The 12,412-nt window shown below is 63.8% G+C and carries 16 protein-coding genes; 4 read left to right on the top strand and 12 right to left on the bottom strand.

Features of this window, described 5'->3' with window-relative positions; all coding sequences use genetic code 11:
- Positions 1–25 precede the first annotated feature (25 nt).
- The 5 genes from WHT83_RS04395 to WHT83_RS04375 form a co-directional block, all read right to left on the bottom strand.
- Positions 26–328 (bottom strand): HPr family phosphocarrier protein, encoded by a 303-nt coding sequence (locus tag WHT83_RS04395; RefSeq protein ID WP_406873072.1) that lies wholly within the window; start codon positions 326–328, stop codon positions 26–28.
- The gene (locus tag WHT83_RS04390; RefSeq protein ID WP_055981908.1) at positions 325–726 is read right to left on the bottom strand and encodes a PTS sugar transporter subunit IIA; all 402 of its coding nucleotides are present in this window, start codon (positions 724–726) and stop codon (positions 325–327) included. Before WHT83_RS04390 ends, WHT83_RS04395 begins: the two co-directional genes overlap by 4 nt.
- 163 nt (positions 727–889) lie before the next feature.
- Positions 890–1,336 (bottom strand): HPr kinase/phosphorylase, encoded by a 447-nt coding sequence (locus WHT83_RS04385; RefSeq protein ID WP_406873071.1) that lies wholly within the window; start codon positions 1,334–1,336, stop codon positions 890–892.
- 3 nt (positions 1,337–1,339) lie between these two features.
- Positions 1,340–3,124, bottom strand: coding sequence for a sensor histidine kinase (locus WHT83_RS04380; RefSeq protein WP_108606134.1), 1,785 nt, complete (start codon positions 3,122–3,124; stop codon positions 1,340–1,342).
- A 22-nt stretch (positions 3,125–3,146) separates the two neighbouring features.
- Entirely contained in the window at positions 3,147–3,848 is a 702-nt protein-coding gene (locus WHT83_RS04375; protein ID WP_055982326.1) for a response regulator transcription factor, read from the bottom strand.
- Positions 3,849–4,209: 361 nt separating this feature from the next.
- On the opposite strand from WHT83_RS04375, the gene WHT83_RS04370 reads away from it, so the two are divergent.
- From WHT83_RS04370 to WHT83_RS04355, 4 genes are all read left to right on the top strand, one after another.
- Positions 4,210–5,820, top strand: coding sequence for a phosphoenolpyruvate carboxykinase (locus tag WHT83_RS04370; protein ID WP_406873070.1), 1,611 nt, complete (start codon positions 4,210–4,212; stop codon positions 5,818–5,820).
- Positions 5,821–5,907: 87 nt separating this feature from the next.
- Positions 5,908–6,345: an alternative ribosome rescue aminoacyl-tRNA hydrolase ArfB gene (arfB, locus tag WHT83_RS04365; RefSeq protein WP_406873069.1), complete on the top strand. Its 438-nt coding sequence runs from the start codon at positions 5,908–5,910 to the stop codon at positions 6,343–6,345.
- Between the two features lie 80 nt (positions 6,346–6,425).
- On the top strand, positions 6,426–6,941 hold the full coding sequence (lysM, locus tag WHT83_RS04360) for a peptidoglycan-binding protein LysM (RefSeq protein WP_055981896.1): 516 nt from the start codon (positions 6,426–6,428) through the stop codon (positions 6,939–6,941).
- Positions 6,942–7,047: 106 nt separating this feature from the next.
- Positions 7,048–7,665 carry an alpha-ketoglutarate-dependent dioxygenase AlkB family protein gene (locus tag WHT83_RS04355; RefSeq protein WP_406873068.1) on the top strand — a complete coding sequence of 206 codons (618 nt, stop codon included), beginning with the start codon at positions 7,048–7,050 and terminating at the stop codon, positions 7,663–7,665.
- A 61-nt stretch (positions 7,666–7,726) separates the two neighbouring features.
- On the opposite strand, the gene coaA is transcribed toward WHT83_RS04355, so the two are convergent.
- Genes coaA through hisB form a run of 7 tightly spaced genes read right to left on the bottom strand, consistent with a single transcriptional unit; the run spans position 7,727 to position 12,339 of the window.
- Positions 7,727–8,689 carry a type I pantothenate kinase gene (coaA, locus tag WHT83_RS04350; RefSeq protein WP_108606138.1) on the bottom strand — a complete coding sequence of 321 codons (963 nt, stop codon included), beginning with the start codon at positions 8,687–8,689 and terminating at the stop codon, positions 7,727–7,729.
- Between the two features lie 30 nt (positions 8,690–8,719).
- Positions 8,720–9,046, bottom strand: a complete 327-nt coding sequence (locus WHT83_RS04345; protein WP_108609620.1) for a phosphoribosyl-ATP diphosphatase — start codon at positions 9,044–9,046, stop codon at positions 8,720–8,722.
- Positions 9,047–9,065: 19 nt separating this feature from the next.
- Positions 9,066–9,851 carry an imidazole glycerol phosphate synthase subunit HisF gene (gene hisF, locus WHT83_RS04340; protein ID WP_406873067.1) on the bottom strand — a complete coding sequence of 262 codons (786 nt, stop codon included), beginning with the start codon at positions 9,849–9,851 and terminating at the stop codon, positions 9,066–9,068.
- Positions 9,848–10,612 (bottom strand): 1-(5-phosphoribosyl)-5-[(5-phosphoribosylamino)methylideneamino]imidazole-4-carboxamide isomerase, encoded by a 765-nt coding sequence (gene hisA, locus WHT83_RS04335; protein ID WP_406873066.1) that lies wholly within the window; start codon positions 10,610–10,612, stop codon positions 9,848–9,850. Before hisA ends, hisF begins: the two co-directional genes overlap by 4 nt.
- Entirely contained in the window at positions 10,609–11,259 is a 651-nt protein-coding gene (hisH, locus tag WHT83_RS04330; protein ID WP_406873065.1) for an imidazole glycerol phosphate synthase subunit HisH, read from the bottom strand. The genes hisA and hisH overlap by 4 nt, the downstream gene beginning before the upstream one ends.
- A gap of 1 nt (position 11,260) precedes the next feature.
- Positions 11,261–11,737, bottom strand: coding sequence for a DUF2628 domain-containing protein (locus tag WHT83_RS04325; RefSeq protein WP_406873064.1), 477 nt, complete (start codon positions 11,735–11,737; stop codon positions 11,261–11,263).
- 2 nt (positions 11,738–11,739) lie between these two features.
- A complete protein-coding gene (hisB, locus tag WHT83_RS04320; protein WP_406873063.1) occupies positions 11,740–12,339 on the bottom strand; it encodes an imidazoleglycerol-phosphate dehydratase HisB in 600 nt (199 codons plus the stop codon).
- Between the last annotated feature and the right edge of the window lie 73 nt (positions 12,340–12,412).

Raw genomic sequence — 12,412 nt, 5'->3', positions numbered from 1 at the left:
TGTCGCACAAGACTCAGTCCGGCGATCAGGACTCCTCGCCGAAGCGCGCCGCGACCAGTGTCGCAAGCGCATCCATCGCTTCGACGGCCTCGGGGCCGCTCGCGGTAACGCGGATGGTGCAACCGGGGCTGGCGGCGAGCATCATCAGGCCCATGATCGACGTGCCGCCTACGGAAATGCCGTCCCTCTCTACGCTGACATTGGCCTGGAACTCGCCGGCAATCTGGACAAACTTGGCCGAGGCGCGGGCATGCAGGCCACGCTGATTGACTATGGTGAGATCGCGGACGATGTGGCCCTTCTCGGGCGAGTAGGGCATGCCGCTCATTTGCCGCTCAACACCTGACTAGCAACGTTGATATATTTGCGGCCAGCAGCCTGTGCCTCGTCGAGCGCGGCGGCCATGTTGTCGGCCTTGCGTACGCTCGTCAGCTTGATGAGCATCGGCAGGTTCATGCCGGCGATGACTTCGACCCGGCCGGCTTCCATCACCGAGATGGCGAGGTTCGACGGCGTGCCGCCGAACATATCGGTGAGCACGACCACACCATTGCCGGTGTCGGCGCTGGCGACGGCGTCGATGATGTCGCTGCGACGCTGCGCCATGTCATCGTCTGCTCCGATCGAAACAGTCTCGAAATTGTCCTGCGGTCCGACGACATGTTCCACGGCATGGCGGAACTCTTCGGCCAGCTGACCGTGCGTCACAAGCACGAGTCCGATCATTCTGATTTGGCTCCCGTCATGGCCTCTTCACAGCCGCGCAGTACTCTTGCCGCCTTCGCGGAGGGCGGGAGCGCTATCTTGTCGACGGCGAAGGCGTTTACAAGCCCCAATCTGCTGCTCGCCACGCCATTTTGACGCAATGCAGCAAAAATAATGTGCAGCTTCAGGCGAAGAGGGTGATGCCGAGTCGGACCAGAATTGTGGGGATGGCTGCGGCAATTTCACGTTCTGCGAGCAACAATCGCTGCGTCATGCAACCAAGAATCAGTTCACTGTCCTGTCCGGGCAGCCGTTCCACCTCGCTTGCCGGAACAAGCCTGGCCAGCAGGTCGACTGCAGCCGCCGCCTCATGTTCGACCGGAACCGGCCCGACGCCGCGGACCTCTGCCAGGCCGGCAATGACTGCCGGCGCATGGCACAAAAGCCTGCCGTGGTGCACCGACAGGAAGACCTGGTCGTCGGAAACCAGCCGGGCGAACCGGCCTGCGGCGCGAAATTTCTCGACGAGGGCCAGGGCAAGAGCCGTCTTGCCCGACCCGGACAGCCCTGCAACCAGTACACAGCGATCGCCAAGAACAATCGCCGTGGCATGCATGTTGGCTGGCGCCACGGATCAGCTTTCGGCCGGCAGGGCAACGACGAAGCGCGCGCCCTTGAGTTCGCCAGGCTTGGTGCCGGCGATGTTTTCGGCGCTCAGCGTGCCGCCATGGGCCTCGACGATCTGGCGGCTGATCGACAGGCCGAGGCCGGAATTCTGGCCGAAGGCTTCGCCCGCCGGACGGTCGGTATAGAAACGCTCGAAGATGCGGTCGATGTTTTCGGCGCGGATGCCGGGGCCGTTGTCCTCGACCGTGATGACATTGAACTTGCCGACGCGCGCCAGCGAAATGGCAATGTGGCCATGGTCGTCGGGCACGAAGGAGCGGGCGTTCTCTATCAGGTTGGTGATGACCTGGCCGATGCGCAGGTCGTGGCCGACCACGTTGTAGTTCTTCGCCCCAGCCGGCAGCTTGGCAACGGTGAATGCGATTTCGACCGCCTTCTTGTGGCGGCTGGCCTCGCGCGACACCGAAACCAGATCGCCGATGAACTTCTTGAGATCCACCTTGCCGGCGTCCTCGCGCGCGAGCTCGGCATCGAGACGGGATGCGTCCGAAATATCGGTGATCAGCCGGTCGAGGCGCTTCACGTCATGCTGGATGACCTCCATCAGCCGTTCGCGCGAGCTCTCGTTCCTGGCAAGCGGCAAAGTCTCGACTGCGCTGCGCAGCGAGGTCAGCGGATTCTTGAGTTCGTGGCTGACGTCGGCGGCGAAACTCTCGATCGCCTCGATACGCGCGTAAAGCGCCTTGGTCATGTCACGCACGGCAACCGACAGGTTGCCGATCTCGTCCTGGCGGTCGGAGAAATCGGGAATTTCCTCGCGGCTCTTGCCGCCACGACGGACGCGGTTGGCGGCAGCCGACAGCCGACGCAGCGGGTTGGCGATGGTCGACGCCAACAGCATCGACAGGATGGCCGTGACCAATGCAGCGACACCGAACACGCGCAGGATGGCCTTCTGCTCGGCAGCGACAATCTTGTCGATGTCGCCGCCTTCGGTCGACAGCATCAGCACGCCGAGCACGGCACGGAAGCGCTGGATGGGGACGGCGACCGACACGATCTGCTCGCCCTGTTCGCTGACCCGGACAATCGGCGCCGGGCGGCCGGTCAATGCCTGCACGACCTCGGGGAAGGCCGCGCCATTGCCGCCGGGCTGTTCCTTGTAGACCGGAAGCGCGCTGTCGCGGAAAAAGTCGAAGACGAACTTCTGCGCCCGCTCGAAGACGGTCGGCTCGTCTTCCTCGACCGGCGGAAGGTCGTAGCGCAGGATCTGGCCGCGCGAATAGAGATGCCGCGAATCGAGCAGGAGATTGGCGTCGCGGTCGTAGATACGGGCGCGCGTCCTTGTCGGCGAGATCAGCCGGCGCAGCACTGGCGCCACGCGCTCCGGATTGATCGGAAAATCAAGGCTGTCGAGCTGGTCGGAGCCGGGGCCAAGCGTCTCGCCGGCCTGCAGCTCGAGCAGCTTCTCGGGGTCGATGCTGATCGAATCCGTTTCGACGGTTGCCGAGGCGGCAATGGCGCCGGCAATGATCTCGCCCTGCGTCATCAGGCTTTCGACACGGGCGCCGATCAGGCCATCACGGAAGGTGTTGAGATACAGGATGCCGGCGACCAGCACGGCCAACCCGGCAAGGTTGAGGAACAGAATGCGGCGCGTCAGGCTGGAGAAGAAATAGTGGCCGAGGAACCGGCTCAGCCGGATCCTCGAGCGGTCGAAGAACAGCGACAGGCGACCGCGCGACCGCTTCGTGGCGGCCGCGGGTTTCCTGATCTCTGCTTCCATCGCCATGTGATCTCAGCCCCCGCCGATCTCACGCTTCGCGGAATCTGTAGCCGACACCATAGAGCGTTTCGATCATCTCGAAGTCGTCGTCGACGGCCTTGAACTTCTTGCGCAGGCGCTTGATGTGGCTGTCGATGGTGCGGTCATCGACATAGACCTGCTCATCATAGGCCGAATCCATCAAAGCGTCTCGGCTTTTGACGACACCCGGGCGCTGGGCCAGCGAGTGCAGGATCAGGAATTCGGTGACGGTCAGGATAACCGGCTCGCCCTTCCAGGTGCAGGTATGGCGCTCCTGGTCCATCACCAGCTGGCCGCGCTCCAGCGAGCGCGACTGCGGGCTCGGCGTCTTGGCCGCTGCCTCGCGGGCACTTGCCCGGCGCAGCACGGCGCGCACGCGCTCGACCAGCAGACGCTGGGAGAACGGCTTGCGGATGAAATCGTCGGCGCCCATCTTGAGGCCGAAGAGCTCATCGATCTCGTCGTCCTTCGACGTCAGGAAAATCACCGGCAGGTCAGTCTTCTGGCGCAGCCGGCGGAGCAGTTCCATGCCGTCCATGCGCGGCATCTTGATGTCGAGGATGGCGAGGTTCGGCGGCCGCGCGGCCAGCCCTTCAAGTGCCGAGGCACCGTCGGTGTAGGTCTCGACACGGTATCCTTCGGACTCGAGCGCAATCGAAACCGATGTCAAAATGTTGCGGTCGTCGTCGACAAGCGCGATCGTTGCCATTTCCAGCGGCTCCCTCATGAGCGGGTGTCCCTTCCTGCTTCAGAGCAGGGCTTGTGCAGGACAAATTAGGTACAAAATGTGGCATACCCCCCGATGAAGGGGAGCGCAACCACCACAACCAGTCCGCTTTCTATATGGGGCGCCTCAAGAAAAGCTCGAACAAAAAACCTGCCTGCCTACCCGGCAAGGTAGGACTAATCCCCGTCATTTAAACGATTTAGATAAATTCTAAAATATTTAAATCGATTAATGATTTGAAATCGCTTGGCTTTTCTGTTTCTGGCTGCCTCGGTCCCTCGGGGACAGCGGCGTCCGGCCCGAAGACCGGACATTGGCGTCAAATCGAACGAGGGTTCACCGAATGTCGGAAGTCGGTAAGCGTAATCCCGCCAACGGGATCGAAACGGCAGGGCTCAAAACGTCGGGCACCGTGCATTACAACCTTGGCGCTGCCCTGCTGGTCGAAGAGGCGGTCCGCCGCGGCGAGGCCGTGCTGACCGCCCATGGCGCGCTCGTTGCCGACACGGGGCAGTACACCGGCCGCTCGCCCAAGGACAAGTTCGTCGTGCGCGACGAAAACACCGAGCCCCAGGTCTGGTGGGAAAACAACAATGCGATGACGCGAGCGCAGTTCGACGCGCTGCATGCAGATTTCCTGGCCCATGCGGCCGACAAGGACCTGTTCGTCCAGGACCTGATCGGCGGCGCCGACCGCTCGCTCAGCCTGCCGACGCGCGTCATCACCGAATACGCCTGGCACTCGATGTTCATCCGCAACCTGCTGATCCGCCCGGAAACGGCTGAACTGGCCGGCTTCGCGCCGAAGATGACGATCATCGACCTGCCGTCGTTCCGGGCCGACACGGCGCGCCATGGCGGCCGCAGCGAGACGCTGATCGCGGTCGATCTGACGCGCATGATCGTGCTCATCGGCGGCACCAAATATGCCGGCGAGATGAAGAAGTCGGTCTTCACCGCGCTCAACTACATCCTGCCGGCGGGCGGCGTGATGCCCATGCACTGCTCGGCCAATGAAGGGCCCGATGGCGACGCCGCCGTGTTCTTCGGCCTGTCGGGAACCGGCAAGACGACGCTGTCGGCCGATCCCAAGCGCACGCTGATCGGCGACGACGAGCATGGCTGGGGCCCGGACGGCATCTTCAACTTCGAAGGCGGCTGCTACGCCAAGACCATTCGCCTGTCGGCCGAAGCCGAGCCGGAAATCTTTGCGACGACCCAGCGTTTCGGCACGGTGCTCGAGAACGTCGTGCTCGACGAGAACCGCGTGCCTGACTTCAACGACGGCTCGCGTACCGAAAACACCCGTTGCGCCTATCCGCTCGACTTCATCCCGAATGCCAGCGCCACCGGGCGCGCCAGCCACCCGAAGAACATCATCATGCTGACGGCCGACGCCTTCGGCGTGATGCCGCCCATCGCAAAGCTGACGCCGGCGCAGGCGATGTACCACTTCCTGTCCGGCTATACCGCCAAGGTCGCCGGCACCGAGCGCGGCGTGACCGAGCCGGAAGCGACGTTCTCGACCTGCTTCGGCGCACCGTTCATGCCCAGGCACCCCAGCGAATACGGCAACCTGCTGCGCCAGCTGATTTCCGACCACGGCGTCAATTGCTGGCTGGTCAACACAGGCTGGACCGGCGGCGCCTATGGCACGGGTTCGCGCATGCCGATCAAGGCGACGCGCGCGCTGCTCACTGCCGCCCTCGACGGCTCGCTCAATGAGGTCGAATTCCGCACCGATGCCCATTTCGGCTTCGCCGTGCCGGTTTCGGTTCCCGGCGTCGACGGCAAGATCCTCGACCCGCGTTCGACCTGGGCCGACGGCGCTGCCTATGACCGCCAGGCCAGCAAGCTGGTGTCGATGTTCATCGACAATTTCGGCAAGTTCGAAAGCCATGTCGACGCCTCGGTGCGCGGCGCGGCACCGCGCACGCAGGAAGCCGCCGAATAACCACGGCACCTGGCGTAACGATCTCGAAAAGGCCCGGCCAAGTGCTGGGCCTTTTCTTTTCGGCCGCACCACGGCATGACTTGGCGCATGAGCGCCGACGACAAGATCATCATTGCCAATGACGTGGTCATCCATCCCGACGACCTCGAGGAGAACTTCATCCGCTCGTCGGGGCCGGGCGGCCAGAACGTCAACAAGGTCGCCACAGCCGTGCAGCTGCGCTTCGATGCGGCCAATGCGCCGGGCCTGCCCGAGCGCGTGCGCGAGCGCACCATAAAGTTCGCGGGCCAGAAGGCGACCAAGGAGGGCGTGATCGTCATCGAGGCGGGGCGCTACCGCACCCAGGAGCAGAACCGGGCCGACGCCAGGGCGCGGCTGGTGGCACTTGTCGCCAAGGCTGCCGAGCCGCCACCGCCGCCGCGCAAGAAGACCAGGCCGACAAAGGGCTCGATCGAGCGAAGGCTGAAAAGCAAGGCCGGCCGCTCGACGGTCAAGAAGCTGCGCGGGCGCGTCGACGGCGATTAAGCCTTGGGAATCAATCCCGCTTCCATTTTGGCAAGGCAGGTGCCAAGCTCCGGCGAATGCCACAGCAAGGGAGACTACGAATGGGCATGTTCGATTTCGTCAAGAATGTCGGCAAGAAGCTTGGCTTCGGCGACGACGAGGCACCGAGCGCCGACACGCTGAAGAAGGAGCTCGATTCGCACAAGCTCGGCACCGACAACGTTCAGGTGGTGGTCAAGGGCGATACCGCAGTGCTGACAGGCGTGGTCAAGGACCAGTCGATCTTCGAAAAGGCGGTGATCGCCGTCGGCAACACGCTCGGCGTCTCCAAGGTGCAGGCCGACGAGTTGAAGGTGGTGGCGCCCGATTCCGGTCTCAAGCTCGACAGCAAGGTCGACATGACCGAGCTGGTCAAGGCGGCGACGCCGGCCAAGGCGCCGGTGTTCTACACCGTCAAGAAGGGCGACAACCTGTCGAAGATCGCCGAAGCCCAGTACGGCAAAGGCAAGGCATCGAAATACACCGTCATCTTCGAAGCCAACAAGCCGATGCTGACGCACCCCGACAAGATCTATCCGGGCCAGGTGCTGCGCATCCCCGATATCGCGACGGCGTAACCGCCTCGCCTCGCACAAATCATTTCGCGGACGGCGGCTTTCGGGTCGCCGTTTTGCATTTTTCGGCTGACACTCTCGCCTGCAACAACCCAACTGGACCTGAACCGTGCTCGTATTGCCCAAAGGCGTCCGCCACATGCCCGGCTTTCTCTCGCGCGAGGTGCAAGAGAGCCTGGTCGAGAGCATCCGAGAGGCGGTGAAAGCTGCACCGCTCTACACGCCGGCCATGCCGAAGACCGGCAAGGAAATGAGCGTCAGGATGACCAATTGCGGCTCGCTGGGCTGGGTCACCGACAAGGAGGGCGGCTACCGCTACCAGCCGACCCATCCCGTCACAGGCGAACCGTGGCCGCCGATCCCCGAGGCGCTGCTTGCGCTTTGGCGCGAGGTCTCGGGCTATCCGCATCCTCCGGAAGCCTGCCTCGTCAATTTCTACACGGACACTGCGAAGATGGGCCTGCACCAGGATCGCGACGAGCGGGAGTTCGCCGCACCCGTGGTGTCGGTGTCGCTGGGTGACGCCTGCCTGTTCCGCGTCGGCGGCACAAGGCGCGACGATCGCACCGTGTCGTTCAGGCTGGAGAGCGGAGACGTCGTCGTGCTCGGCGGGGAGGGGCGGCTGGCGTTCCATGGCGTCGACCGCATCTACCCGATGACATCGGCATTGCTGAAGCAGGGCGGGCGGATCAATCTCACGCTAAGACGCGTGACGCAGCCGGCCTAGAGCATGACCCCAAAAAGTGGCCCCGGTTTTCGGACAAGATCATGGCCCAACAAAAAGACCTTCAGAGCTTGCGGATCGCCACTTCCTCGACGAGATGGCCGGCACCCTTCTTGAGGATGAGGTCGGCGCGCGGGCGCGTGGGCAGGATGTTCTCGCGCAGGTTCTTCAGGTTGATGTTGGCCCACAGCCCCTCGGCGATGGCGCGGGCCGCATCCTCCGACAGCTGCGAGTAGCGATGGAAGAAGGACTGCGGATTGCGGAATGCGGTTTCGCGCAGCCGCATGAAGCGGTCGATGTACCACTCGTGGATGATGCTCTCATCGGCGTCGATGTAGATCGAGAAGTCGAAGAAGTCGGAGACGAAAGGCACGAAGTTGCCGTCCTTGGGCAGTTCGCGCGGCTGCAGCACGTTGATGCCCTCGAAGATCAGGATGTCGGGCCGGTCGACGGTGACAAACTCGCCAGGCATCACGTCATAGGTCAGGTGCGAGTAGACGGGCGCGCGCACATTGGGCTGGCCCGACTTGATCGCCGAGAGGAAGCGCAGAAGCGCACCGACATCGTAGCTGTCGGGGAAACCCTTGCGCTCCATCAGGCTGTCGCGGCGTAGTACGTCGTTAGGGTAGAGGAAGCCGTCGGTCGTGACGAGATCGACCTTCGGGCTCGACGGCCAGCGGGTGAGCAATTCCTTGAGGATACGCGCGGTGGTCGATTTGCCGACGGCGACCGACCCCGCCATGCCGATGATGAAGGGTGTCTTGGTGCCCTTCTTGTCCGAGTTGAAGAAGCGCTGGCGCTGGCGAAACAGCTGCTGGCTGGTCTCGACATGGGCGGAGAGCAGACGCGACAGCGACAGGTAGATGCGCCGGACCTCGACGAGATCGATGGGCTCGTACATCGAGCTCAGCCGCGCCACCTCGTCCTGGGTCAGGGTCATCGACATGTCGGCGCCGAAACCGGCCCAATGCTCGGCCGAGAAGAACCAATAGGGTGAGTATTTGTCCGTCGGCGCGAGTTGATCCATCGAACCTCCCCTGCGGGACCTGACCAGTGGTCAGCCCTCGTTCTTCCGCGCTGCCTTCTCGGCGACACCCGACTGCGAGGTGCGACGCTCGAGCTCGGTCATCACCTCGGCCATCGGGACGCCGGCGACAGCCAGCACGACGAGCCAATGATAAAGGAGATCGGCGCTTTCCGAAACGAGGGCACGATCGTCGCCCTTGACCGCGGCGATGACGGTCTCGACCGCCTCTTCGCCAAGCTTCTTGGCCGCCCGCTCCATGCCGCCCTGGTAAAGCTTGGCGGTCCATGAATTGGCATCGCCCGAACGTGCCCGCTCGGTGACGATCTTTTCCAGGTCGGCAAGGGAAAATCCGCTCATCTTGGCCTCGGCAACAAAGTCAGCCAATCGGGTCGAGCCGCATCGGCAAACCCGCTTTTGCCATGTGCGCCTTGGCCTCGGCAATGGTGTAGGTGCCGAAATGGAAGATCGAAGCGGCAAGAACCGCCGTCGCATGTCCCTCGCGGATGCCGTCGACCATGTGGTCGAGGTTGCCGACGCCGCCCGAAGCGATGACCGGCGCTCGCACGGCGTCCGCCACCGCACGGGTGAGGGCGATGTCGTAGCCGATCTTGGTGCCGTCGCGGTCCATCGACGTGAGCAGGATTTCACCGGCGCCGAGATCGACGACCTTGCGGGCGAACTCGACCGCATCGATGCCTGTGCGCTCGCGGCCGCCATGGGTGAAGATCTCCCAGCGATCGGCTTCATTGGCAACCGACACCTTCTTGGCGTCGATGGCAACGACGATGCACTGGTTGCCGAACTTGTCGGCGGCTTCGGCGACAAAGTCGGGGTTCTTCACGGCAGCCGTGTTGATAGACACCTTGTCGGCGCCGGCGAGCAGCAGCTTGCGGATGTCGGCAACCTGGCGTACGCCGCCGCCGACGGTCAGCGGCATGAAGCACTGCTCGGCGGTACGGGCGATGACGTCGAAGATGGTCTCGCGGTTGTCGGAAGAAGCGGTGATGTCGAGGAAGCAGAGTTCGTCGGCACCGGCGGCATCATAGGCCTTTGCGGCCTCGACCGGATCGCCGGCGTCTACCAGATCGACGAACTGCACGCCCTTGACGACGCGGCCGTCCTTAACGTCGAGGCAGGGGATGACACGGGCCTTGAGGGTCATTTCCGTTCCTCGAACAGTCCGGGTTCAGGCTTCAGAGTGCCGCGCAGGATGGCCAGCGCCTCAGCCGGGTCGATGCGACCGTCATAAAGCGCGCGGCCGGAAATCGCACCTTCGAGCTTTTTCGCATCCGGCATGGTCATGCGGACGATGTCGGCGAGCGATGCGAGACCGCCCGAGGCAATGACCGGGATCGACACGGCCTCGGCGAGGTCGATGGTCGAATCCCAGTTGATGCCGGCAAGCACCCCGTCGCGGTCGATATCGGTGTAGATGATGGCGGCGACGCCGGCACCCTCGAACTTCTTCGCCAACTCGACGACGCCGAGGCTCGACGCTTCGGCCCAGCCCTCGACGGCAACCTTGCCGCCCTTGGCGTCGACGCCGACGGCAACCTTGCCGGGGAACTTCCTGCAGGCTTCCTTGACCAGCCCAGGATCGCGCACGGCAACCGTGCCGAGGATGACGCGGGCGAGACCCTTGGAAAGCCAGCTTTCGATATGATCGAGCGTGCGGATGCCGCCGCCGAGCTGGACCGGGTTCTTCGTCGCCTTGAGGATTGCCTCGACGGCCGCACCGTTGACGCTCTCGCCGGCAAAGGCGCCGTTGAGATCGACGACATGCAGCCATTCGAAGCCCTGGTCCTCGAAGGCTTTCGCCTGGGCGGCGGGATCGTTGTTGTAGACGGTCGCCTGGTCCATATCACCAAGCTTGAGGCGCACGCACTGGCCGTCCTTGAGGTCGATGGCCGGAAAGAGGATCATGGCTTCCACCTCAGGAAATTGGCGATGAGGGCAAGGCCAAGCGCCTGGCTCTTTTCAGGATGAAACTGCGTGCCGACCAGGTTGTCGCGCGCCACCGCGGCAGTGACCCGGCCGCCATAGTCGGCGCTGGCCAGCACCTGTTTCTCGTCGGTTGCGTCGAGATGGTAGGAATGCACGAAATAGGCGTGCAGGCCGCCTGGTCCCGTCGGAATGCCGTCGAAAACGGGGTGCGGATGTTTCACGTGAATCGTGTTCCAGCCGATCTGCGGAATCTTCAGCGACGGGTCGGAAGGCTTGATCTCCTTGACGTCGCCCGATATCCAGCCAAAGCCGTTGGTGACCGACTTCTCCAGCCCGCGTTCGGACATCAGCTGCATGCCGACGCAGATACCGAGGAAGGGATGCGCCTTGCGGATGGCCACCTCCTCGACTGCGTCCCACATGCCGTCGACGGCGCGCAGGCCACGGGCACAATCGGCATAAGCGCCGACGCCGGGCAGCACGACGCGGTCGGCGGAAAGCACGCGCTCGGCATCGGCCGTCAGCTCGATCTTGGCCGCTATGCCGGCCTCGCGGGCGGCACGTTCGAAGGCCTTGGTCGCCGAGCGCAGATTGCCCGAGCCGTAGTCGATGATGGCAACGCGCATGTCAGTTTCTTCCGGGATAGTGCAGGAGGCCAAGCGCTCCGCCAGCAGGTTGAGGCCGGGGCGTCGCAGGGGAGATGGCGACGGCAGCCGATGTCGGCTCGTCGTCGGCTTCAGCGGCGAAGAGGTAGCGCATTTCGGCGTCTTCGATGGAATCCGCCTCGACCACGCCCCACTGGCGCCAGCCGGCACGGCGAAGGGCTGCGATGCGCAGCGCGCCGCCTTCGAGCCCGACATAGAGCGAAATGAGCAGCGGCAGCAGCGGAGCGGCAAAGGTCAGCCCCGCCCATTCGCTGGCCGCGGCAAGCGCCAGGGTGGCGGCAAAGGTCATCGCCGCCTCGAGCCAGAGCCGGTGCCACAGCAACCACAGCAGCGGCGCAATGAAGCCGAAGAAATGGAAGCCGTCGCGAACGAAGACGGCGCTTTCCGAAGCGCTAGTTCCCGCCTTGGCGGGCGGCTCCATGACGACATGGATGGCCATGGCTATCCCTTCAGGCTGCCCTTGGTCGAGGGTACTGCGTCAGGCTGGCGCGGGTCGCTTTCAAGTGCCATGCGCAGCGCGCGCGCCACAGCCTTGAAGCAGGTTTCGGCGATATGGTGGTTGTTGGCGCCATAATGGTTGGTGACATGCAGGGTGATGCCAGCGTTCTGGGCCAGCGCCTGGAAGAACTCGCGCACCAGCTCGGTATCGAAGGTGCCGATCTTGGGCGCCGAGAAAGCGACGTTCCAGACCAGGAACGGGCGGCCCGACACGTCGATGGCGGCGCGCGTCAGCGTCTCGTCCATGGCGAGGTCGATCGAGGCATAGCGCATGATGCCGCGGCGGTCGCCCAGCGCCTTGGACAAGGCCTGGCCGAGCGCGATGCCACAATCCTCGACGGTGTGGTGGTCGTCGATGTGCAGGTCGCCCTTGGCGGAGACCTTCATGTCGATCAGCGAATGCCGCGACAGCTGGTCGAGCATGTGGTCGAAGAAGCCGACGCCGGTCGCCATCTCCGAACGGCCGGTGCCGTCGACATGGACCGAGATGGAAATCTCGGTTTCCTTGGTCTTGCGGCTGACTTCGGCGGAACGGGGGGCCATGGCGGATCCTTGTCCTCAAAAACGAGTGCCTAATAGCAGCATGAGCGACCGCTTGCCAATCGCCGCGAAAGGG

The sequence above is a fragment of the Aminobacter sp. P9b genome, from assembly GCF_045345995.1.
Lineage (GTDB): Bacteria > Pseudomonadota > Alphaproteobacteria > Rhizobiales > Rhizobiaceae > Aminobacter > Aminobacter niigataensis.
The sequence above is the reverse complement of the archived record's forward strand: the minus strand, read 5'-3'. Positions and strand labels throughout refer to the sequence as shown.

Coding starts and splice junctions, on each gene's coding strand:
- WHT83_RS04375 (WP_055982326.1), bottom strand. CDS start 3,848: ATGGCAACGATCGCGCTTGTCGACGACGACCGCAACATTTTGACATCG.
- WHT83_RS04395 (WP_406873072.1), bottom strand. CDS start 328: ATGAGCGGCATGCCCTACTCGCCCGAGAAGGGCCACATCGTCCGCGAT.
- arfB (WP_406873069.1), top strand. CDS start 5,908: ATGAGCGCCGACGACAAGATCATCATTGCCAATGACGTGGTCATCCAT.
- hisH (WP_406873065.1), bottom strand. CDS start 11,259: ATGCGCGTTGCCATCATCGACTACGGCTCGGGCAATCTGCGCTCGGCG.
- WHT83_RS04370 (WP_406873070.1), top strand. CDS start 4,210: ATGTCGGAAGTCGGTAAGCGTAATCCCGCCAACGGGATCGAAACGGCA.
- WHT83_RS04325 (WP_406873064.1), bottom strand. CDS start 11,737: ATGGCCATCCATGTCGTCATGGAGCCGCCCGCCAAGGCGGGAACTAGC.
- hisB (WP_406873063.1), bottom strand. CDS start 12,339: ATGGCCCCCCGTTCCGCCGAAGTCAGCCGCAAGACCAAGGAAACCGAG.
- WHT83_RS04345 (WP_108609620.1), bottom strand. CDS start 9,046: ATGAGCGGATTTTCCCTTGCCGACCTGGAAAAGATCGTCACCGAGCGG.
- coaA (WP_108606138.1), bottom strand. CDS start 8,689: ATGGATCAACTCGCGCCGACGGACAAATACTCACCCTATTGGTTCTTC.
- WHT83_RS04380 (WP_108606134.1), bottom strand. CDS start 3,124: ATGGCGATGGAAGCAGAGATCAGGAAACCCGCGGCCGCCACGAAGCGG.
- lysM (WP_055981896.1), top strand. CDS start 6,426: ATGGGCATGTTCGATTTCGTCAAGAATGTCGGCAAGAAGCTTGGCTTC.
- hisF (WP_406873067.1), bottom strand. CDS start 9,851: ATGACCCTCAAGGCCCGTGTCATCCCCTGCCTCGACGTTAAGGACGGC.
- WHT83_RS04390 (WP_055981908.1), bottom strand. CDS start 726: ATGATCGGACTCGTGCTTGTGACGCACGGTCAGCTGGCCGAAGAGTTC.
- hisA (WP_406873066.1), bottom strand. CDS start 10,612: ATGATCCTCTTTCCGGCCATCGACCTCAAGGACGGCCAGTGCGTGCGC.